Source organism: Collinsella aerofaciens, from assembly GCF_040926185.1.
GTDB lineage: Bacteria > Actinomycetota > Coriobacteriia > Coriobacteriales > Coriobacteriaceae > Collinsella > Collinsella aerofaciens_BC.
Genome location: NZ_JBCOIQ010000004.1, coordinates 1 through 21,164 on the forward strand (window position 1 = coordinate 1; position 21,164 = coordinate 21,164).

16 protein-coding genes and 1 tRNA gene are annotated in these 21,164 nt (G+C 62.1%); 16 read left to right on the forward strand and 1 reads right to left on the reverse strand.

Annotated elements, in window-relative coordinates:
- The first annotated feature begins 121 nt into the window (after positions 1-121).
- Complete coding sequence (locus AB5750_RS02745) at positions 122-787, forward strand: DUF4956 domain-containing protein (RefSeq protein WP_368145370.1); 666 nt, start codon at positions 122-124, stop codon at positions 785-787.
- Positions 788-995: 208 nt separating this feature from the next.
- The gene (locus AB5750_RS02750) at positions 996-2,000 is read left to right on the forward strand and encodes a PLP-dependent transferase (RefSeq protein ID WP_368145369.1); all 1,005 of its coding nucleotides are present in this window, start codon (positions 996-998) and stop codon (positions 1,998-2,000) included.
- Here the strand turns inward: AB5750_RS02750 and AB5750_RS02755 are convergent.
- Entirely contained in the window at positions 1,990-2,334 is a 345-nt protein-coding gene (locus AB5750_RS02755; protein WP_368145368.1) for a winged helix-turn-helix domain-containing protein, read from the reverse strand. The two genes, AB5750_RS02750 and AB5750_RS02755, sit on opposite strands and share 11 nt — an antisense overlap.
- Before the next feature lie 193 nt (positions 2,335-2,527).
- Here AB5750_RS02755 and AB5750_RS02760 point away from each other — a divergent pair, with 193 nt between their 5' ends.
- The 14 genes from AB5750_RS02760 (at position 2,528) to AB5750_RS02825 (ending at position 21,157) form a co-directional block, all read left to right on the forward strand.
- The gene (locus tag AB5750_RS02760; RefSeq protein WP_368145367.1) at positions 2,528-4,039 is read left to right on the forward strand and encodes an IMP dehydrogenase; all 1,512 of its coding nucleotides are present in this window, start codon (positions 2,528-2,530) and stop codon (positions 4,037-4,039) included.
- A gap of 258 nt (positions 4,040-4,297) precedes the next feature.
- The gene (gene leuS / locus AB5750_RS02765) at positions 4,298-6,874 is read left to right on the forward strand and encodes a leucine--tRNA ligase (RefSeq protein WP_368145366.1); all 2,577 of its coding nucleotides are present in this window, start codon (positions 4,298-4,300) and stop codon (positions 6,872-6,874) included.
- A 259-nt stretch (positions 6,875-7,133) separates the two neighbouring features.
- Positions 7,134-7,628 carry a ribosome maturation factor RimP gene (rimP, locus tag AB5750_RS02770; protein WP_368145365.1) on the forward strand — a complete coding sequence of 165 codons (495 nt, stop codon included), beginning with the start codon at positions 7,134-7,136 and terminating at the stop codon, positions 7,626-7,628.
- Between the two features lies 1 nt (position 7,629).
- Positions 7,630-8,877, forward strand: coding sequence for a transcription termination factor NusA (gene nusA, locus AB5750_RS02775; RefSeq protein WP_368145364.1), 1,248 nt, complete (start codon positions 7,630-7,632; stop codon positions 8,875-8,877).
- Positions 8,878-8,968: 91 nt separating this feature from the next.
- Positions 8,969-11,683 carry a translation initiation factor IF-2 gene (gene infB / locus AB5750_RS02780; protein WP_368145363.1) on the forward strand — a complete coding sequence of 905 codons (2,715 nt, stop codon included), beginning with the start codon at positions 8,969-8,971 and terminating at the stop codon, positions 11,681-11,683.
- Positions 11,684-11,694: 11 nt separating this feature from the next.
- Entirely contained in the window at positions 11,695-12,105 is a 411-nt protein-coding gene (rbfA, locus tag AB5750_RS02785) for a 30S ribosome-binding factor RbfA (protein WP_368145362.1), read from the forward strand.
- Positions 12,098-13,141 carry a DHH family phosphoesterase gene (locus AB5750_RS02790; RefSeq protein ID WP_117746005.1) on the forward strand — a complete coding sequence of 348 codons (1,044 nt, stop codon included), beginning with the start codon at positions 12,098-12,100 and terminating at the stop codon, positions 13,139-13,141. The genes rbfA and AB5750_RS02790 overlap by 8 nt, the downstream gene beginning before the upstream one ends.
- 15 nt (positions 13,142-13,156) lie before the next feature.
- Positions 13,157-14,089, forward strand: a complete 933-nt coding sequence (gene truB / locus AB5750_RS02795) for a tRNA pseudouridine(55) synthase TruB (RefSeq protein WP_368145361.1) — start codon at positions 13,157-13,159, stop codon at positions 14,087-14,089.
- Complete coding sequence (gene ribF, locus AB5750_RS02800; protein ID WP_368145360.1) at positions 14,086-15,093, forward strand: riboflavin biosynthesis protein RibF; 1,008 nt, start codon at positions 14,086-14,088, stop codon at positions 15,091-15,093. Before truB ends, ribF begins: the two co-directional genes overlap by 4 nt.
- The gene (gene dnaG, locus AB5750_RS02805; RefSeq protein ID WP_368145359.1) at positions 15,086-17,194 is read left to right on the forward strand and encodes a DNA primase; all 2,109 of its coding nucleotides are present in this window, start codon (positions 15,086-15,088) and stop codon (positions 17,192-17,194) included. Before ribF ends, dnaG begins: the two co-directional genes overlap by 8 nt.
- A 110-nt stretch (positions 17,195-17,304) precedes the next feature.
- Positions 17,305-18,654, forward strand: coding sequence for an RNA polymerase sigma factor RpoD (gene rpoD, locus AB5750_RS02810; RefSeq protein ID WP_368145358.1), 1,350 nt, complete (start codon positions 17,305-17,307; stop codon positions 18,652-18,654).
- A gap of 188 nt (positions 18,655-18,842) precedes the next feature.
- Positions 18,843-18,917, forward strand: a tRNA-Asn gene (locus tag AB5750_RS02815).
- A 161-nt stretch (positions 18,918-19,078) separates the two neighbouring features.
- The gene (locus tag AB5750_RS02820) at positions 19,079-19,468 is read left to right on the forward strand and encodes an Asp23/Gls24 family envelope stress response protein (RefSeq protein WP_187361832.1); all 390 of its coding nucleotides are present in this window, start codon (positions 19,079-19,081) and stop codon (positions 19,466-19,468) included.
- A 27-nt stretch (positions 19,469-19,495) separates the two neighbouring features.
- Positions 19,496-21,157, forward strand: a complete 1,662-nt coding sequence (locus AB5750_RS02825; RefSeq protein WP_368145357.1) for a DAK2 domain-containing protein — start codon at positions 19,496-19,498, stop codon at positions 21,155-21,157.
- Positions 21,158-21,164 lie beyond the last annotated feature (7 nt).

Sequence of the window (21,164 nt, forward strand, 5' to 3'; positions counted from 1 at the left end):
ATTACGAGCTCCTGTGCGAATTGAAGGGAGCGCTCCCGCAAACTGCCTATTGACAACTTATAGGAGCGTCGGTTTTAACTACTGGGAATCGGATTTTGAGAACCGAGGGGATATTTAGACCATGAGCACTAGGGACTTTTTTAAGAACTCCGTCTTGGAGGCGTTTGGCAAGGTCGACCCTGCCAAGATCGGTCTTTCGCTGCTCGTGGCGCTTGCCATGGGCATCCTGATCTATTACGTGTACAAGCGCTTTTTTACCGGCGTGGTGTATTCGCGCAGTTTTGCCGTGACGCTCGTGGGCATGTGCGTGCTCACCTGCATGGTCACGCTCGCGATCTCGACGAACGTGGTCATCTCGCTCGGTATGGTCGGTGCTCTGTCCATCGTTCGTTACCGTACGGCGGTCAAGGACCCGCTCGACCTGCTGTATCTGTTTTGGGCCATTACGACGGGCATTACGGCCGGCGCCGGCATGTATGCGCTCGTGGGGCTCACGGCCGTGGTGATCGTGGTGATGATCGCTGGCTTTGCGAGCCACCAGGACAAGGCGCGCGTGTACATGATGGTCATTCACTACACGGGTCAGGCCACCGGCGATGATATCGTGCGTGCATTTGGGCGCACTAAGTTTTCCGTCAAGTCCAAGACGATGCGCGGCGACAAGGTGGAGATGGCCGTCGAGGTGTTCTCGGACGGTGTGGATATGCCCTATGCCGATGCCATCCGCGCACTCGATGGCGTGGATGACCTGACGCTCATCCAATACAACGGCGAGTATCACGGGTGATTTTGTTCCGGCGTTCTAACGAACGCCGGACCGCTTGACGCTGCGCGGGCAGCTGCCGTGGCGATCTGCCGCTTAAACCGTCGCTCGCGTACATAAAGTACGCGTCGCTCCTCTTTCGCGGCACCTCGCTACGGCAGCTGCCCGCTCGCTAGTTATCCTCAACCTGGAAAGCTTATTTGGTTCGGTTTTAATTAAGGGATGGTGCCGCGTGGACGTGCAACAGCTAGAAGAGGCCTGGGCTATAAGGGCTGGTGCGCGTGAGGCGCGTCTTGTTGCGGCCTCGCATGTGCCGGCAGCGCTGTCGCAGCTGGGGATTGTGCGTCCCGGTGACCGCCTGGTTGCGTTTGCCGATGACTTTGCCGATGCGTTTGTGCACGGCTTTGATTGCTGCGATGTCGCGCTGGTGGGTTCGCCGTCCGTCGAGGCGTTTGCCGCCGCGTCCGAGGGTTTTGATGCTTCGTTTGATGTCGAGGGACCGCACCTGTGGTGGTTCGTCAACTCTATCGGCGGGTTTGGTCTGCGCGTCCCCGATCTTCGCGCTCTGGGTCGCGTGGCTCGCGAAGCCCGCGCGCTACTTGTGGTAGATAACACCGTGGCGTCGGCTTTTGGCTGCGATCCGCTGCGGCTGGGTGCTGCGCTGTCGCTCGAGGCGCTCGATCGCGTGTGCGCCGGTATGGCTCCGCGCAATCTCGTTGCCGCTTCGGTCGCGCGCTCGCAGCTCAAGCGCCATCGTGTGGATGCCGCTGCCGAGTGCGCGCACGCCCTGCTTGAGGGCTGTGGCTTGGCCAAGCTTGATTTGACTGCTGATGAGGCTGCTGTGCTAGAGCGGGGGCTGGACTCGCTCATTTTTCGCATGCAGGCTCACTTCGATCGCGCCCGTGCGCTGGCCGAGTATCTGGCCGTCAACGAGATGGTGCGCAACGTGCGCTACCCCGGACTGGGCTCGCATCTCGACCATGCGCTTGCAACGGGAATCCTCGAGCACGGCTTTGGTCCGGCAGTTGAGTTTGACCTTATTGAGCGTAGTGCGGGCGAGCTGTTCGATACTTTGCCGGGGGAGTTTCGCGCATCGCCCGCCGGCGGCGTAACGACGCGCCTTTCGGCCCCACGCGGCAAGCAGGGGAGCGCCGTCCGCCTCTTCGCCGGCACCGACGACCCCCTGGTCGTAGCGTCCGCCCTAGACAACGCCCTTCGTAAATTAGCTACCCTTTGATGCTGGCGATGAGGGCGTTGGCTTTGGTGGCGATGACGTTGTTGATGTCGGCCTGCAGCTCCTCGTAGACCGCTATGGCTCGCTCTCCTGCGGGCGTGAGCGTGGACCCGCGGGCGCCGTCGCGCTCGATGAGCTTGCAGCCCAGCTGTCCTTCCGCCTCGTTCACAATGCGCCAGGCCTTGGAATACGCCATGCCCATGCTCTTGGCGGCGCGGTTGAGCGAGTGCTCGCGGGCAATACCCTGCAGCAGCAAGACGCAGCCGTGGCCGAACACGCCCGGCAAATCCTTGTCGCACGCTTGAATGACCAACTTTGCCGTCGTCTTGTACTTCATACGCTCCACGTCTTCCCGCTAAAGTGTTTGCTGGGCAAACGCAAAGCCTGCGTCAAACCCTCGTGTGCTCTTCTTAAATCATGCATTGTAGCAGTCAAAGTGCGTTAAGATACTTCCCCAGTATTGGGCGCCCAAGGTTGGGCTGGGTCCTACGAGGCCTGCAGCCGACCGGTCGCATGGAAAAAGGAGAAACATGGCTACGTTCTTTCCCGGTGAGTCCCACACGTTTTCGGAGTATCTGCTGGTCCCTGGTTACTCGTCCTCGCAGTGCATCCCCAACAACGTCTCTCTTAAGACGCCGCTAACCCGCTTTAAGCGCGGTGAGAAGCCGGCAATCACCCTGAACATCCCCATGGTTTCCGCCATCATGCAGTCCGTCTCGGGCGTCGACATGGGTGTCGCGCTCGCTACCGAGGGTGGCCTGTCCTTCATTTACGGTTCCCAGAGCGCCGAGTCCGAGGCCGCTATGGTCAAGGCCGTCAAGGATCACAAGGCCGGTTTCGTTCAGTCCGATTCCACGCTGACCCCCGACATGACCATGGAGCAGGTCATCGAGCTCAAGGAGAAGACCGGTCACTCCACCATGCCGGTTACCGACGACGGCACCCCCAAGGGTAAGCTCCTGGGCATCGTCACCAGCCGTGACTATCGCCCCAGCCGCGATGACCACCAGACGAAGGTCTCCGAATTCATGACCCCGCGTGAGCAGCTCATCGTGGGCGACAAGAACATCAGCCTCAAGGTTGCCAACGACGTCATCTGGGACAACAAGCTCAACGCCCTGCCGATCGTCGACGACAACGATCACCTTATGGGCATCGTCTTCCGCAAGGACTACGACAGCCACAAGACCAACCCCAACGAGCTGCTCGATGGCGACAAGCGCTACATGGTCGGCGCCGGTATCAACACCCGCGACTATGCCGAGCGCGTGCCGCTGCTCATCGAGGCCGGTGCCGACGTTCTGTGCATCGACTCCTCCGAGGGCTTCAGCGAGTGGCAGAAGCGCACCATCGAGTGGATTCGCGCCAACTACGGCGAGGCCGTCAAGGTCGGTGCCGGTAACGTCGTCGACGCCGAGGGCTTCCGCTTCCTGGCCGACTGCGGTGCCGACTTCATTAAGGTCGGTATCGGCGGCGGTTCCATCTGCATTACCCGTGAGACCAAGGGTATCGGCCGTGGCCAGGCCACCGCGCTGATCGACGTCTGCCGCGCTCGCGACGAGTACTACGAGGAGACCGGTGTCTACGTGCCCGTGTGCTCCGACGGCGGCATCGTCTACGACTACCACATGACGCTCGCCCTTGCCATGGGTGCCGACTTCATGATGCTGGGCCGCTACTTCGCCCGCTTCGACGAGAGCCCGACCGAGCGCGTCAACGTGAACGGCCAGTACATGAAGGAGTACTGGGGCGAGGGTTCTGCGCGTGCCCGCAACTGGCAGCGTTACGACCTGGGCGGCGCCGCGAAGCTCAGCTTCGTCGAGGGCGTCGACTCCTACGTTCCCTACGCAGGTTCCCTCAAGGACGGCGTGGGCGGCACGCTCTACAAGGTCAAGTCCACGATGTGCAACTGCGGTGCCCTCTCGATCCCCGAGCTCCAGGAAAAGGCGCGCCTGACCCTGGTAAGCTCGACCTCGATCGTCGAAGGCGGCGCCCATGACGTAGTCGTGAAGGATTCTCAGCAGTCCGTATCTTATCGATAAGGTAAGAGCCTCACATAAAGGTTGAGTTTCAACCACGTTATTTAGATAAAGCGAGATGCCCGCAAGTCGCAGGCATCTCGCTTGTCGTATTTGCTAGAATCATCCAAGTTAACCCTAGGGTCGGGCGGCTAGGCTTTGCTCGCTGCAAGTTCCGCACGAGCCGAAGGCCACTTAATGTGGCCTTCGTGCGAGCAGGACTGTCCGCAGCAGTGAGCAAAGCCTAGCCGACCGGCCCCAGCTAAGATTAAAGGAGCTGATATGTGCGATTGCACAGATCATAAGGACGAGATCCCTGCCTACGACGCGCAGGCCATTGAGTCCCGGTGGATGAAGGCCTGGGAGGACTCCAACCTCTTTGCCGTCGACACCGACGACAGCAAGCCCAAGAAGTATGTGCTCGAGATGTTCCCGTATCCGTCGGGCGACCTGCACATGGGCCACGCGCGCAACTATACCATTGGCGATGCCATGGCCCGTCAGGCCCGCATGCGTGGCTTTGACGTGCTGCACCCCATCGGCTTTGACGCCTTTGGCCTGCCTGCCGAGAACGCCGCCATCAAACACAACACGCAGGCTGCCGCCTGGACGTATAAGAACATGGATCAGGCGCTCGCCACGATGAAGCGCATGGGTTTCTCCTACGATCTGGATCGCATGGTCAAGACCTGCAGCCCCGACTATTACCGCTGGGGCCAGTGGATTTTTGAAAAGATGTGGGAGCGCGGCCTGGTCTACCGTAAGAAGAACCCGGTCAACTGGTGCCCCACTTGCAAGACCGTTTTGGCCAACGAGCAGGTCACCGAGGGCAAGTGTTGGCGCTGCGGCACCGAACCCGAGAAGCGCGACCTGGAGCAGTGGTACTTCAAGATTACCGAGTACTCCCAGGAGCTGCTCGACGACCTGGAGAAGCTCCCCGGTTGGCCCGAGCGCGTCAAGCAGATGCAGGCCAACTGGATCGGCCGCTCCGAGGGCGCCGAGGTCGACTTTACCCTGTGCGACCAGGATGGCGATCCCATCGAGGGCGATGAGGGCAAGATCACCGTCTTCACCACGCGTGCCGATACGCTCTTCGGTGTTTCCTTCTTTGTCCTGGCTCCCGAGTACGCCGGCCTGCATGAGCTCGTCGAGGGCACGGAGTACGAGGAGGCCGTCACCAAGATCGTCGAGGACTCCAAGCATATCTCTGCCGTCGAGCGTGCCCAGGGCACCCTCGAGAAGCACGGTGCCTTTACCGGCCGCTACGTCGTGAACCCCGTCAACGGCGAGAAGGTCCCCGTGTGGGTTGCCGACTACGTCGTGGCCGACTACGGCACCGGCGCCGTCATGGCCGTTCCCTGTGGCGACCAGCGCGACTTTGAGTTTGCCCGCAAGTACGACCTGCCGATCGTGCCGATTATCCTGGACGATGACGATCGCGCTGCCGTCGAGGTCAGCGGCGAGACCATCGATACCTTCCATGCCGAGACCGTCGACTGGGATTGTGCCCACGCTGCCGAGGGCACGCTGGTCCAGTCCGGCAAGTACACCGGCATGCGCGGCGGTAAGCACTCCGAGGGCGAGGCTGCGATCGTGGCCGACCTCGAGGCCATGGGCTGCGGTCGTCGCAAGGTCGATTTCCGTCTGCGCGACTGGCTCATCAGCCGCCAGCGCTATTGGGGCAACCCCATCCCGGCCATCCACTGCGAGCACTGCGGCATCGTGCCCGTGCCCGAGGATCAGCTGCCGGTGACGCTACCCGAGAACCTGGACCTGGGTGCAGGCGAGACCCTCGCCGAGTGCAAGGAGTTCTACGAGACCACCTGCCCGGTCTGCGGCCGCCCGGCCAAGCGCGAGACCGATACCATGGACACCTTCACCTGCTCCAGCTGGTATTACCTGCGCTATACCGATCCGCACAACACCAAGCTGCCCTTCTCTCGAGAGGCCGCCGATCGTTGGATGCCCGTCGATAACTACATCGGCGGCATCGAGCACGCCATTCTGCACCTGCTCTACAGCCGCTTCTTTACCAAGGCACTGCGCGACCTGGGCCTGCTGAGTGTGGACGAGCCCTTCACCAACCTGCTGTGCCAGGGCATGGTCAAGGACGAGAACGGCGACACCATGTCCAAGTCCAAGGGCAACGTCGTGCCTCCGAGCTCGGTCATCGAGCCCTACGGCGCCGACACTATGCGTTTGGCGATCCTGTTTATCGCTCCGCCCGAGAAGGACTTCGACTGGGATCCCAAGGCCGTTGAGGGCGCCAACCGCTTCATCAAGCGCGCCTGGCGTATCGTTTGGCAGCTCGTCCAGTCCGGCGACGCCAACGTGGCCTTCGACAAGTCCGCGCTCGACGAGGTTGCGATGAAGCTCTATCGCGAGCGTCACCGCACCATCGCCAAGTGCACCGAGGACTTCGATCGCGGCCAGTTCAACACCGCGATCTCGGCCGTCATGGAGCTCGTCAACGCGGCGAGCGCCTACCTCAACGCCACCGAGGATACCGCCCGCGACAAGGCGCTGTGCTACGGCGTGGCTAAGGATATCGTGAGCGTCCTTGCTCCCATCTGCCCGTTCTGGGCCGACGAGCTGTGGCACGAGGCGCTCGGCTGCGAGGGCAACGCCTACACCGCCGCCTGGCCCGAGTTCGACCTGGCCGAGTCCGTTGAGGACACGGTGCAGATCGTGGTCCAGGTGCTCGGCAAGGTCCGCGGCCGCGTCGACGTGGCCCGCGATGCCTCCAACGAGGAAATGCAGGCTGCCGCCGAGGCCGCCGTCGCCAAGTGGCTCGAGGGCAAGACGGTCGTCAAGGCCATCTGCGTGCCCGGAAAGCTGGTCAACCTGGTGGTCAAGTAAACGCCACGCGCATAGTTGACGTGTTAAAGATGAGGGGCGATTCCGCTGGGGTAGTCCCTCGTTTTTCATGTACCTGTCCTGATGCCTGCGGTCAATTGTCTTCTTCTTGTGGAGAAGCTGTGCGCACGCTGTCCTGCAGATTCGTACTGTGCTTGCACGTTTCCGCAGCTATTGGTATAGTTTGCTTGCAAATGAAGTTGTAATTGAAAGAAGTGGGGTTTCGGCCCCGCTTCTTTTTTGTATGGATGGAGGTGCCGCAATGGTCAAGACCAAGACCGAGCAGGCGATCATCGACGCGCTCGAGGCCGTCGCTCCCCAGCACGATGTCGACATCGTCGACGTCGAGCTCGTGGGTGCCACCAAGGCCCCCTGCGTGCGCGTGCGTATCGAGGGTGCCGAGGGTCAGAGCCTGTCGCTCAACGACGTCACGGCCAACACCAAGTGGGTCGGCGATGTGATTGAGGAGCTCGACCCCATCTCTTCGAGCTATACGCTTGAGGTGTCGACCCCGGGTATGGCGCGCCCGCTGCGCCGCCCGCGTGACTTTGCCCGCTTTGTGGGCGTGAACTGCGAGCTCACCTCCACCGCCACCGAGGGCCGTCGCAAGTACGCCGGTAAGATTGCCGCCGCCACCGAGACGAACGTGACTCTCGAGCTCGAGGACGGCGAGTCTGTCACCCTCGATTTCTCTGATGTTAAAAAGAGCAAGTTGAAGCCCACCTACGACTTCAAGCCCGCGAAGGAAGGAAAGTAAGATGGCAGCATCCGACATGATGTCCGCCCTGATGGAGCTTTGCCAGGAGAAGCACATCGACCAGCTCTACCTGATCGACCGCCTGGAGCAGTCGCTCGCCAAGAGCTATGCCGAGATCCTGCATCTTGAGTGGGGCGCCAAGGTGACCATCGACCGTACCACCGGCAAGATCTACGTCTACCGCCTGGAGCCGATCGACGATTCCATGGACGAGGAGGGCAACTTCACCGAGTTCGAGGAGATCGACGTCACCCCCAAGAACACGAGCCGCATCGCCGCCCAGCACGCCAAGGCCGAGATCAACGCCATCGTGCGTAACTCCGCCCGCGAGCAGATCTACGAGGAGTTCTCCGGCCGCATCGGTGACCTCATCAGCGGTACCGTGCTTCAGTCCACGCCCGACTTCACGATCGTCAAGATCCGCGAGGGCGTCGAGGCCGAGCTTCCGCACTTCGATCAGCGTCGTTACGAGAACGAGCGCAACGAGCGTCCGATGGGCGAGCGCTACCTGCACAATCAGCACATCAAGGCCGTGATCATCGACGTTCGCGACCCCAACTCCAACCTGCAGCCGGTTCGTGGCGAGCACAGCCGTCCGCCGATTGTCATCTCCCGTACCCACCCCGAGCTCATGCGTCGTCTGTTTGAGCAGGAGGTGCCCGAGATCTATGAAGGCACCGTCCAGATCAAGTCGATCGCGCGCGAGCCCGGCCAGCGCTCCAAGGTCGCCGTCCACTCGCTCGACGACCGTTTGGATCCCGTGGGCGCCTGCGTCGGCCCCAAGGGCAGCCGTGTTCGCGCTGTCGTTGGCGAGCTCCGCGGCGAGCGCGTCGACGTCATCCTGTGGGATGCCGATCCTTCCGTCTACGTCGCCAACGCCCTGTCGCCCGCTAAGGTCACCCGCGTCCTCATTGACGAGGAGAAGGCCTACGCCGGCGTCATCGTGCCCGACGACCAGCTGTCCCTCGCCATCGGCAAGGAGGGCCAGAACGCCCGCCTCGCCGCGCGCCTGACCGGTTGGCACATTGACATCAAGTCCGAGACGCTTGCCGCCGACATCCTCAAGAACGTTCCCGTTCACGAGGAGCCCGCCGCCGACCTGATCGGTGACGAGGAGGACGAGGACGTCCGCCGCTGCGAGTACGTGTCCGAGGACGGCATCCAGTGCCGCAACCAGGCTCGTCCCGGCTCCCGTTTCTGCGGTGTCCATGACACCGACGCCTTCGATGATGCGGAGGACCTGATCTAGCGCGCGGTCGCGCCGGGCGGGTCCCGGCGCGTCTCCCACGCTCGTTCAGTCTCTAGGCACCCAAGGTGCCAGAAAGGGTAGGTGAAGTCATATGGCAAAAGTCCGTGTGTCCACCCTGGCCAAAGAGTTCGGCATGACCTCCAAGGAACTGATGGGTCATCTCGCCGATATGAAGATTCCCGCTAAGTCCGCTTCCTCCACCTTGGAGGACGCCTATGTCGCCATGGTCCGCAAGCAGCTCGCCTCGGTGATCGAGGCCCGCGCTCAGGAAGTCGAGGCCGCCAAGCAGGCCGAGGAGCAGGCAGCTGCCGCCGAGGAGGCCGCTCGCGCCGCTGAGGCCGAGCGCGAGCGCATCGCCGCCGAGAAGGCCCGCGAGGAGGAGCGCCGCCAGTTTGCCGCAGCCCAGGCTGCCGAGGAGGCCGCCCGCGCCGAGGCCGAGGCCAAGAAGAAGGCCGAGCGGGAGCGCCTTGCTCGCGAGAAGGAGGAGGCTGCCCGCGAGGCCCAGCGCCGCGCCGTTCCCGCTTCCGATTCCGGTTCGCGCTTCCGTTCGCTGCTCGACCAGATCGCCGCACAGGAGACCGTGCTCAAGGAGAAGAAGGACGCCGAGGACAAGGCCAAGGCCGAGCGCGCCGCCGAGCGCGGTAACCGTCGTGGCGGCAACAACGACCGCCGTGGTGGCCGTCGTAACGATCGCAACGCTTCCGACAACAACTCCGAGCGCAACGCCTCCGAGAGCCGTCCGCACAGCCATCGCACCAACGCCAGCAACAACGTCGCTGCCGGCATGGACTTCCCCAACCCCGATAAGCAGGGCAAGGGCAAGAAGCGCAAGGGCGGTCACAACAACGAAGAGGACCACTACAGCCGCATGGCTCGCGAGGCCGAGGAGTATAGCCGCGAGAAGGTGCTCGAGGAGGCTCGTGCTGCCGTCGAGGAGGCCTCTCGTGAGTCCACCGGTCGCCGCAAGAAGCGCAAGGAGAAGCGCGAGCGCGAGGCTGCCAAGGCTCAGGAGGAGCGCAAGATAGAGGAGGCGCTGGCCCAGGGCGTGAACCCCGAGGAGCTCGACGCCATCAAGGTTTCCCAGGGCGTTACCGTCCAGGAGCTTGCCGAGGCACTCGACGTTCCGGCCAACGACATCATCAAGCGCCTGTTCCTGCTGGGCACACCGCTCACCATGACACAGTCCATGTCTGACGACCTCGTCGAGCTCGTTGCCGACGACCTGGGCCGTCAGATCAAGATCATCACCCCCGAGGAGGAGAACACCTTCTCGTTCTACGACGATCCCGCCGACCTTAAGCCGCGCGCACCGGTCGTCACCGTCATGGGCCACGTCGACCACGGCAAGACGTCGCTGCTCGACGCCATCCGTCACACCGGCGTTGCTGCCGGCGAGGCGGGCGGCATTACGCAGGCCATCGGCGCTTCGCAGGTCATGATCAACGACCGCAAGATCACCTTTATCGATACCCCGGGTCACGCCACCTTTACGGCTATGCGTGCCCGTGGCGCCAAGGTGACCGACATCGTCATCCTGATCGTCGCCGCTGACGACGGCGTCATGCCCCAGACGGTCGAGTCGATCAACCACGCCAAGGCCGCCGGCGTACCCATCGTCGTCGCCGTCAACAAGATCGATAAGCCGGGCGCCAACCCCGACCGTGTGCGTCAGGAGCTCACCGAGTACGGAGTCATCCCCGAGGAGTGGGGCGGACAGAACATGTTCGTCAACATCTCGGCCAAGCAGAAGATCGGTATCGACGAACTTCTGGAGACCGTGCTGCTCCAGGCCGACGTACTCGAGCTCAAGGCCAACCCGGACACCTTTGCCTCGGGCAACGTCCTCGAGGCCAAGCTCGACAAGGGCCGCGGATCGGTCGCTACCGTGCTCGTGACCCGCGGTACCCTGCACGTGGGCGATACGCTGGTCGCCGGCCTTACCTACGGCCGCGTCCGCGCCATGCTCGACCCCAAGGGCCGCGCCGTCACCGAGGCCGGTCCCTCCGACGCTGTCGAGATTTTGGGCCTGCAGTCCGTGCCCAACGCCGGTGACGAGTTCCGCGTGTTCGAGGACGAGCGCGAGGCACGCGCCCTGGCCGATGAACGTTCGCTCAAGGCCCGTATCGAGGAGCAGAGCCGCGTCAAGCACGTCACGCTCGAGAACCTCTTCGAGACCATCGCCGACGCCGAGGTCAAGGAGCTCAACCTGATCATCAAGGCCGACGTCCAGGGTTCCATCGAGGCTCTTCAGGACTCGCTCGACAAGATGGATCAGTCCGAGGTCCGCATCAACACGATCCACTCCGCTGTCGGTGCCATCAACGAGACTGACGTCGTCTTGGCCGACGCCTCCAACGCCATCATCATCGGCTTTGGCGTCCGTCCCGACGGTAAGGCCCGCTCCGCCGCCGAGCGCGAGGGCGTCGAGATCCGTTGCTACGACGTCATCTACAAGTGCCTCGAGGAGCTCGACGCCGCCCGTATCGGCATGCTCAAGCCCACCGAGGTCGAGGTCGCCACGGGTACCGCGACTGTCCTGGACACCTTCAAGGTGCCCAAAGTCGGTATCGCCGCCGGTGTCCGCGTCGAAGAGGGCGAGATCGCCGCGACCGATTCCGTGCGTCTGGTGCGCGACGGCATCGTGGTCTTCAACGGCAAGATCGCCTCGATGCGCCACTACAAGGACGAGGCCAAGAGCCTCAAGAGCGGTTCCGAAGGCGGCATTGGTCTGGAGAACTTCCAGGACATCAAGCCCGGCGACCAGATCGAGGGTTACCGCATCGACCAGGTTGCCCGTACCGAGTAGGGGGTAGCGCTATGAAGCAAACGCAGGCAACCCGCCGTCTGGGCGAGCAGCTTCGCGAGAAGCTCGGTTATCTCCTGCTCTTTGAGGTTTCCGATCCGCGTCTCGACCTGGTTACTTTGACTGCGGTCGAGGTCGCGGTGGACCGTTCGTTCGCGCGTGTGTACGTGTCGTGCGATGCGAGCCGCTACGACGAGGTCATGGAGGCGCTCGCTAGCGCCAAGGGCCGTATTCGCAGCCTGTTGGCTCGCTCGCTCGATTGGCGTGTCACGCCCGAGCTCGATTTTCGCATCGATCGCTCGACCGATGAGGCCGAGCGCATCACGCGTGCGCTGGAAAACGTTCCCGCCACGCTTGCGATCGAAAAGGACGAGGACGGCTATCCGATAGCGGATGCCGCCCAGGAGGCAGCTTTAGATGACTAATTCCGCCGACCTCGCCTCGTGCGAGTCTGCAGATATTCAGCGACGCATCCTCGAGCTCATCGAGGGTGCGTCCTCCATTGCGATTTCGGGACATACTTCTCCCGATGGCGATGCCTTGGGCTCCGTATTGGGTCTGGGCCTTTCGCTCATGAAGTTTTTCCCCAACAAGGACATTGCGCTGCTGCTGGCAGACGATGACCCGGTTCCTCGCATTTACCGCTTTATGGAAGGCTCCGATCGCCTGGTGCCGGCATCTGCGTACGCCGGCAATCCTGACCTGTTCATCTCGGTGGACGTACCGGTCGTCGAGCGCCTCAATAATTCCGCCGAGGTGCTTCGTCGCTCCAAGCATGTGGTGTGCTTCGATCATCATCCGGCGCGCGAGGAGTTTGCCGAGCTGAGCCTGAGGCGCGTCGATGCCGCGGCCTGCGCCATGATCATCGACCGCTTTTTGGACAATTGCGGCATTGTCGCACGTGATGGCGTTGCGACCTGCCTGCTGTGTGGCTTGGTTACCGATACCGGCCGTTTTCAGTACCAAAACGCCGATGCCGCCGCGTTCCATGCGGCCTCGCGCCTGGTGGCGCACGGTGCCGATCCGGCGCGCGTTGCGCTCGAGGTCTACCAGAGCATGCGCGTTGAGTTTTTGCACCTCAAGTCCATTGTCATGGGTCGCATTAAGACGGTCGCGCATGGGCGCGTGGCGTATAGCTATGCCTACCAGAGCGACCTTGAGGCCTGCGGTGTCACCTCGGACGAGTGCGACGGCCTGGTCGATGTGGTGCGTTCGGTGATGGGCGTCGAGGTCTGCATGTTCTTAAAGGGCATTGAGGGCGATACCAAGGTGCGTGGCAACCTGCGCTCCAAGGGCGACCTCGATGTGTCCGAGATTGCTGCCAACTTTGGCGGTGGCGGGCATCATGCCGCCGCCGGCTTTTCCAACAACGGAACAATTCGCGAGACGCTCGCCGTGGCACTTCCCATGCTGGCCGAGCTGGTGGGGGAGGATCCCGCTTCGGTGACCGTCGAGCTCTAACTTATTGGATGGTACATGGCTCGTCGAACGCCTTCTCAATTGAATATGCTGCTCGCCGTCGATAAGCCGGTGGGCTGCACGTCCCATGACGTGGTCTCGCAATGCCGACGCGCCCTCCATGAGCGGCGCGTCGGCCATGCCGGTACGCTCGACCCCATGGCATCGGGTGTCATGGTTGTGGGCGTGGGTCAGGCCACCCGTCTGCTGGGCATGCTCACGCTCGATACCAAAAGCTACGTCGCCGATATTTCGTTTGGCGCCGAGACGAATACCGATGATGCGGAGGGCGAGGCGGTCCGTACGGTGGCTGTTGCCAACGAGCTCCGCGATCCTGCCTATGCGCGTGAGCAATTGGCCTCCATGCTGGGTCCGCAGATGCAGGTGCCGCCGGCGTTTTCGGCTATCTCGGTCAATGGCGTTCGTGCCTACAAGTCTGCTCGCGAGGGCAATGCGGTGGACCTACCTCCGCGTCCCGTCGAGGTCTATGCCGCCGACCTGATCGCCGTGGGCGGCGAAGGTGATACGTGCGTGTGGACCGTGGCGTTCTCGGTGAGCAAGGGAACCTATATCCGAGCGCTCGCTCGCGACCTGGGCCGCGCCTGCGAGAGCGCCGCGCACATTTCCGCGCTGCGCCGCACGGCCTCCGGTATTGTTTCCGTTGGCGCCTGTCATGCGGTTGAGGAGCTTTCTCCCGAGTCCGCGGCGGGGTTTGCACTGGATCCCATTGCGGCCCTGGGCGCCACACGTGTTGACTTGCCGGGCAATCTTGCCGACGACCTTCTCTGCGGCCGACGCATTCCCGTTGAGCGTGCGCTTGCCGATTTCGATGCCTCGAAGGCGCCGTTTGCGCTGGTGCTCGATGGGGGACTCAAGGCGCTCGCCCGCATTGAGGGTGGCCGCTTTGTCATGGAGCACGTGTTTCCGCAGGCAATCGGCGGTGTTCGATGATGTTGTCCGCTCGCGAGCTCGCGCGTATCTTTTTCGCGGGCGAGTCGGACGAGGCTCGCATCGTTACTGCCGATGTGTTTGATAAGTGTGAGCACCTGGGTGCCGCATCGATTGCCATCGGCGTGTTCGATGGCGTGCACCGTGGACACCAGGAGCTCATTGCGGCGCTTGTCCGTGATGCCCGTGCCCATGGCTGCAAGGCGGTCGTAGTTACCTTCGATCCCGACCCGGACGTCGTGGTGAGCCCTTCGCCCGCTCAAAAATTGATGACGACGGCCGACCGTCTGCATGCCCTGGCTCAAACTGGGGTCGATGCGGTGGTGGCCGTTCCCTTTACGCCTGAGGTTGCGGCGCTTGACCATGTTGCTTTTCTCTCGCTGGTGTCGCGTCTGGTCGACATTCGATCGATTCGCGTTGGCAGCGACTTTAGGCTGGGTCGTGGCGGTGCTTCTGGTGTTGCCGAGATGCGCGCCTGGGGTGCCGAGCACGGCGTTGACGTGTACGGTCACGACCTGCTTTGCGAGGGCGGTGAGGCCATTTGCGCCACCCGTATCCGTCATGAGCTCGGACAGGGCCATGTGGAGCTTGCTGCTGAGTTACTCGGCCGCCCGTATATGGTGCGTGGCGGTGTTATTCGCGGCCGTCACGAGGGTTCTGGCATGGGCTTTCCCACGGCAAACCTGCAGGTTCCCGACGGCATTCAGGTGCCTGCCGATGGCGTGTATGAGGGTCTGGTGCTGGTCGATGACACCGTGTGGCCCGCTGCCGTTAACGTCGGACTGCCGCCGACGTATGCCGACGATGCGGCATCTGCACATCTTGAGGCTAACTTAATTGGTTATACGGGCGACCTGTACGGCGCTTCCGTTTCGCTTGCGTTTACGCGCTGGCTGCGTCCCTCGCGTGTGTTCGATTCGCTGGATGAGTTGATCGCGACCGTCGAGGGTAATATCGAGGACATTCGTCATAACTTGGGTGAGCAGGGGGTGAGCATCCGTGATTAGTGATGAGGAAAAAGACCAGGTACGCGCTGCGTCCGACCTCGTTGCCATCGTGCAGGAAACGGTTGAGCTCAAGCCCCGCGGCCATGAGTTTTGGGGCTGCTGCCCCTTCCATGGCGAAAAGACGCCGTCCTTCCACATTATTCCCGCCACGCAGGTGTGGCATTGCTTTGGCTGCGGCGAGGGTGGCGACGTCTTCACCTATATCATGAAGCGCGAGAACCTGAGCTTTCCCGAGTCAATCCGTTATTTGGCCGATCGCGCAGGTATTGAGCTGCACGACACCGGAGATCGCCGCGAGCGCGGTACTAAGCGTGCCCGCATCTACGATCTGTGCGCCGAGACCGCCCAGTTCTACCACACCATGCTTATGCGCGGTAAGGACGGTCGTCCGCGCGAGTACTTTGCCAGCCGCGGCATGGGTGGCGACGTCTGCCGCCGCTACTGCCTGGGCTTTGCACCAGGCCGTAACGCGCTGGTGTCGCACCTGTCCCAGGCGGGTTTTACCCCGCAGGAGATGATCGACGCCAATGTTGCCGTGAGCCGCGGGCGCGGGCAGCTTGCCGACCGCTTCTACGACCGTGTGATGTTCCCCATCTTTGACGAGCAGGGTCACAACATTGCCTTTGGCGGTCGCATTATGGGCGACGGCCAGCCTAAGTACCTCAACACCGCCGAGACGAGCGTGTTTCATAAAAAGCGAAACCTCTACGGTTTTAATTGGGCCAAGGAGTTTATCGTCGCGCAGGATACCGCCATCGTGGTGGAGGGCTATACCGATTGCATCGCCTGCTGGGAGGCGGGGATTAAAAACGTTGTCGCCACGCTGGGCACCGCGCTCACGGAGCATCATGTAAAGACGCTCACCCGCTTTGCCAAGCGCATCGTGTATATGTTCGATGGCGATGCCGCGGGCCAGAAGGCCGCCCGCCGCGCGATTCAGTTTATCGAGCAGGATTCGATGGACCTGCGCTGCGTGGTACTGCCCGACGGCAACGACCCTATGGAGTTTATTACGGCGCACGGCGGCCAGGAGCTGCAGGCGCGCATCGACGCGGCCGAGCCGCTCATGGACTTTGTCTACCGTTCGCTGCAGGAGTCGAGCGACATCACCACGCCGGGCGGTCGCGCCAAGGCGCTCGAGGATGCGCTGACGCTCATCTATCCGCTGCGCGATAGCTATATGATCGACACGTACTTTATCCAGATTGCCGACCTGCTGGGTTTGGATCTGGAGACCGTGCGCGCGAGCTCGGGCCGTGTGTTTCGCGATGTCGCCAAGCGCGAGGATGCGGAACGACGTCGTGAGCAGAACTATGAGCGCCAGCGGGCAAAGGCTGAGCGGTCCGGTAGCGCGGGCGGTCGGGCGTCGGGTTCTCGCGATGCCGGTCGCGGTGCTTGGGCATCGGGCGCGACGCCGCCGGTGTCCGCGCCGGTCGAAGAAGAGCCGTACGACTACGTCCCGCTCGATGCCTACGATGCCGCGCCCGTGGAGGTTGTCGACGACCTGCCGCCGATCGATGTGCCTGATGGTATGGGCTCTGTTCCTGTGCCTGATGGTTCGGACGCACCGGCTACGGCGGCGCCGATGGTTCTTACCGATCTTGAACGCAAGTCCTTGGCGGGGGAGCGTGAACTGCTGACCATGCTCACGAGCTACCCCGACCTGTTCCGCACGTATGCCGATCGCATCTGCTCCATCGAGTGGGTTGACCCACGTCACGAGTCCATCGCATGGGCCGTTCTGGCAACGCCACCGGGAACCGATCCTGCAGCCTGCATGGATGCGGCGCGCTCGGTGTGTCCCGAGGCGGCAACGCTTGTGAGTGCCGGGCGCATCTCGGCGACGAGCAAGCACCCCACCGAGACGAACATCGTGTTTATGCTCGATACGCTTGAGCTCTACACCATCAAACGCCGCATGCGTGCCGCACAGGCCAAGCTGCGCCAGGACCGTTCGCTCGATGATGAGGCCCGTCGCGCGCTAACCATGCAGGCCGCGCAGGATTCGCAGCGTCAGCGCGAACTGCAAAAGTCAATCGGCGGCGTGGCGGACCCGTTCCGTTTGATTGGCCTGGAGGCCGCAGGCACCGAACAAGCCTAGATGTTGTGGTCAACCAGCGTATTCTCGCCTATATCCAGCCCTCTTTTTGGGTATAGACGTCAATGTGTGTGCTAAAGTATTGAGTCCTGTGGACTATGAAGGGAGAATCTGTGCCAAAAAAGACTGAGAGCACGGGTACTGGGCTGGAATCCTACGTTGCAAAGCTTATGGGCAACGGCTCAAACAGGACTTCGGTAACCGAGGACGAGATTCAGGTCGCCCTGAAGGATATCGATGTTTCTGACGAGCAGCTCACCGCGGTGTATTCCGCGCTGCGCAACAGCGGCATCCAGATTATCTCCGCGAGCGGTAACGACGACGCCCCCATGGACGTCGACGATGACGATACCGATTCTGATGCCGACGATTTCGATGACGACGACGAGCACGATTCCGGCTCGCTCGACGATCACGAGCTCAAGATGGCCCGTCAGGCCGACGCCGAGATGGGTTCTTCCAAGAGCAAGAAGAAGCGCACCGTGCGCACGTCCCGTTCACGCTCCCGCGTGCGCGGCATCGATGCCTCCACGGTGATGCTGACCGGCGACCCGGTCCGTATGTACCTCAAGGAGATCGGCAAGGTCGACCTGCTGACCGCCTCCGAAGAGGTCGATCTGGCCATGAAGATTGAGGCCGGTCTTGAGGCCACCGAGAAGCTCGAGGCTGCCGAGGCAGGCGAGCTCGAGCTCACGCGTACCGAAATGCGTCGTCTTACGCGCATTGAGAACGTGGGTCTCGAAGCCAAGCAGGCACTCATCAGCGCAAACCTGCGTCTGGTCGTCTCCATCGCCAAGCGCTATGTCGGTCGCGGCATGCTGTTCCTGGACCTTATTCAGGAGGGCAACCTCGGTCTGATCCGCGCCGTCGAGAAGTTCGACTACCAGAAGGGCTTTAAGTTCTCCACGTACGCCACGTGGTGGATCCGTCAGGCCATTACGCGCGCTATCGCCGACCAGGCCCGTACCATCCGTATTCCCGTGCACATGGTCGAGACCATCAACAAGCTCGTCCGTGTGCAGCGCCAGCTCCTTCAGGACCTGGGTCGCGACCCGACCCCCGAGGAGATCGGTGCCGAGATGGACATGAGCGCCGACCGCGTTCGCGAGATCCAGAAGATCTCGCAGGAGCCCGTGTCGCTCGAGACCCCCATCGGCGAGGAAGAGGATTCCCAGCTGGGCGATTTCATCGAGGACTCCCAGGCTATCGTTCCGCCCGATGCGGCCAGCTTCTCCATGCTGCAGGAGCAGCTCACCCAGGTGCTCGATTCGCTTGCCGATCGTGAGCGCAAGGTTATCGAGCTGCGCTTTGGCCTTGTCGACGGACATCCCCGTACGCTCGAGGAGGTCGGCCGCGAGTTTGGCGTCACGCGCGAGCGCATCCGCCAGATCGAGTCCAAGACTCTGGCCAAGCTTCGCCACCCGAGCCGCTCGAGCAAGCTCAAGGACTATATCGAAAGCTAGTCAAGCAAGAGGCGCCCTCAAGCACATCCGCTTGAGGGCGCTTTCATGTAGTCGTTGGGGACGTTCTTGAATGACTGGTCGTTTAAGAACGTCCCCAATGACTAGGTCGGAAAATTTCTTAAAAAAGTTCTTGCCCTGAGCTGATTCGTCCGTATAATAAACTTCGTTGCTTGAGAGCACGCACCTATTCCTCGGTAGCTCAATGGTAGAGCACGCGGCTGTTAACCGCGCTGTTGTAGGTTCGAGTCCTACCCGGGGAGCCAGGTTGTAAAACCCGTCGCTTATGCGGCGGGTTTTTTCATGCCGCGATCGCTGTTCGCGAACGTTACCGTATCAACATTTCGTGTCGAGGATGTAATCCCGAGGCCCGCCACCTCAACATGGCGCGGTCGTTGTAGAATATTCCAATGATTGCTCCCACGAGATGGTGCCGCGAGCACCAGATAAGGAGATTCTTGTGTCTGAGACCATTAACGGCAGCCTGAGCGTCTCGAACGACGTTATTGCCGATATTGCCGGTTATGCCGCGATGACGTGCTATGGCGTCGTCGGTATGGCCGAACAGCTCCAGGGCGCCGAGAGCGTGCGCCTGCTTGCCGGTCAGCGCCTCCGCAAGGGCGTGCTTGTCTCCGCCGACGAGAACGGCCTTACGGTCGATCTTCACGTCGTGCTCGAGAACGGCGTCAACATGAAGTCCGTCTGCCACAATCTTTCGAGCTCCGTTGCCTTTACCCTGCAGGAGATCGCCCAGATCGATCCCGCCAGCCTTAAGATCGGCATCCATATCGACGCGCTCAAGAGCCGTCTGAACTAGCATCCGAAAACGGAGATTCAAATACCCATGATTGCAAAGACCATTCGCACCTGTTTTCCGATCGCTGCGGCTGCCGTTTCCGACAAGGCCGAGGAGATCAACAAGCTCAACGTCTTCCCCGTACCCGACGGCGACACCGGCACCAACATGTCGCTCACGCTCGCCTCGGTGACCAAGGAGCTTTCCGCCCTTCCCGCCGATGCCGATATGGAGGCCATCGCCGGCGCCATCACCCACGGCTCCCTGATGGGTGCCCGCGGTAACTCCGGAGTCATCACCTCGCAGATTCTGCGCGGCGTGGCCGAGGGTCTTGTCTCTGCCGACGAGCCTATTACGTCCGCCAACATTGCCTTCGCCTTCCGTCGTGCCGTCAAGGTTGCCTTCCAGGCTGTCCGCAAGCCCATCGAGGGCACGATCCTCACGGTCCTGCGCGATGTCTCGACCAAGGCCGATGAGTGCGAGAAGAAGAAGTTCTCGGCCGAGGATGCGCTCGATGCTATCGTCGTCGAGGCGTACCAGTCCGTCGCCCGCACGCCCGACCTGCTGCCCGTTCTGAAGGAGAACGGCGTGGTCGACTCCGGCGCCTTTGGCTTCGCCATCTTCCTTGAGAACTTTGTGGCTGCAGCACTTGGCCGCAGCACCGTTGTCGAGGATTTCTCCGCCACGTTTGATTCCGCTGTCTCTGCCCGCGACGCGGCCCTTGGTCGCGTTGAGATCGAGGCCAACGACGATTGGGAGGGCTCGGAGTTCCGCTACTGCAACGAGTTCCTGTTTAAGGCCGACGCCCCGTTTGACGAGGACGAGTGCCTTAAGTTCCTGGGTTCCATGGGCGACTGCGAGCTTCTCGTGGGCGCCTATCCCGACTACAAGATCCATGTGCACTCCAACACCCCCAACCTGGTGCTCGAGCACATGCTGCAGCTCGGTCAGATCTATGAGGTCTTTATCCACAACATGGAGATGGAGGCCCACGACCGTACCGCCAAGATCCACGAGGATCAGGAAAAGGCCGCCGAGCCCGCGAAGGCCCTGGGCTTTGTCGCCGTTGCCGCCGGTTCTGGCGAGGCCGACATCCTTAAGTCCCTCGGCGTCGACGTGATCGTGTCGGGTGGCCAGACCATGAACCCCTCGACTGCAGACCTGCTGGGCGCCGTTGATCAGGTTAACGCGACCTCAGTCATCATTCTGCCCAACAACGGCAACATCCGCATGGCTGCTGAGGCTGCCGCTTCTGCCTGCACGGACAAGAAGGTTGCCGTCGTTCCCTCCAAGACCGTTCCGCAGGCGTTCTCCGCGCTGTTCGCGGTCCTGCCCGATTCCGAGCTCGAGGACGCCGTCGCCGCCATGGTCGACGCCATCAGCGAGGTTCGCGATGGCGAGGTCACCCGCGCCGTGCGCGACTCCAGCGCATCTGATGGCTCGCCGATTCACTCTGGTGACGTCATGGGTATCATCGCCGGCTCCATCGACGTGGTCGGCTCCGACGTGAAGCAGGTCACGCTCGACTGCATCAACCGCATGCAGGAGGAAGAGGAGGGCGACGCGCTGACGATTCTGGCCGGCGAGGAGCTGTCTGATGAGGCCTTCCAGGAGATCGTCGACGCTATCGAGGAGGCTCAGCCCGACTTGGAGATTGACGCCCATCGTGGCGAGCAGCCGCTCTATCCCGTGATTTTCTCGATCGAGTAGGCATCTC

Excerpts from the sequence above, each read along its gene's own strand:
- rbfA (WP_368145362.1), top strand. The coding sequence starts at position 11,695 with ATGAAGCAAACGCAGGCAACCCGCCGTCTGGGCGAGCAGCTTCGCGAG.
- AB5750_RS02755 (WP_368145368.1), bottom strand. The coding sequence starts at position 2,334 with ATGAAGTACAAGACGACGGCAAAGTTGGTCATTCAAGCGTGCGACAAG.
- AB5750_RS02790 (WP_117746005.1), top strand. The coding sequence starts at position 12,098 with ATGACTAATTCCGCCGACCTCGCCTCGTGCGAGTCTGCAGATATTCAG.
- AB5750_RS02760 (WP_368145367.1), top strand. The coding sequence starts at position 2,528 with ATGGCTACGTTCTTTCCCGGTGAGTCCCACACGTTTTCGGAGTATCTG.
- ribF (WP_368145360.1), top strand. The coding sequence starts at position 14,086 with ATGATGTTGTCCGCTCGCGAGCTCGCGCGTATCTTTTTCGCGGGCGAG.
- AB5750_RS02745 (WP_368145370.1), top strand. The coding sequence starts at position 122 with ATGAGCACTAGGGACTTTTTTAAGAACTCCGTCTTGGAGGCGTTTGGC.
- AB5750_RS02825 (WP_368145357.1), top strand. The coding sequence starts at position 19,496 with ATGATTGCAAAGACCATTCGCACCTGTTTTCCGATCGCTGCGGCTGCC.
- infB (WP_368145363.1), top strand. The coding sequence starts at position 8,969 with ATGGCAAAAGTCCGTGTGTCCACCCTGGCCAAAGAGTTCGGCATGACC.
- rimP (WP_368145365.1), top strand. The coding sequence starts at position 7,134 with ATGGTCAAGACCAAGACCGAGCAGGCGATCATCGACGCGCTCGAGGCC.
- nusA (WP_368145364.1), top strand. The coding sequence starts at position 7,630 with ATGGCAGCATCCGACATGATGTCCGCCCTGATGGAGCTTTGCCAGGAG.
- truB (WP_368145361.1), top strand. The coding sequence starts at position 13,157 with ATGGCTCGTCGAACGCCTTCTCAATTGAATATGCTGCTCGCCGTCGAT.
- leuS (WP_368145366.1), top strand. The coding sequence starts at position 4,298 with ATGTGCGATTGCACAGATCATAAGGACGAGATCCCTGCCTACGACGCG.
- AB5750_RS02820 (WP_187361832.1), top strand. The coding sequence starts at position 19,079 with ATGGTGCCGCGAGCACCAGATAAGGAGATTCTTGTGTCTGAGACCATT.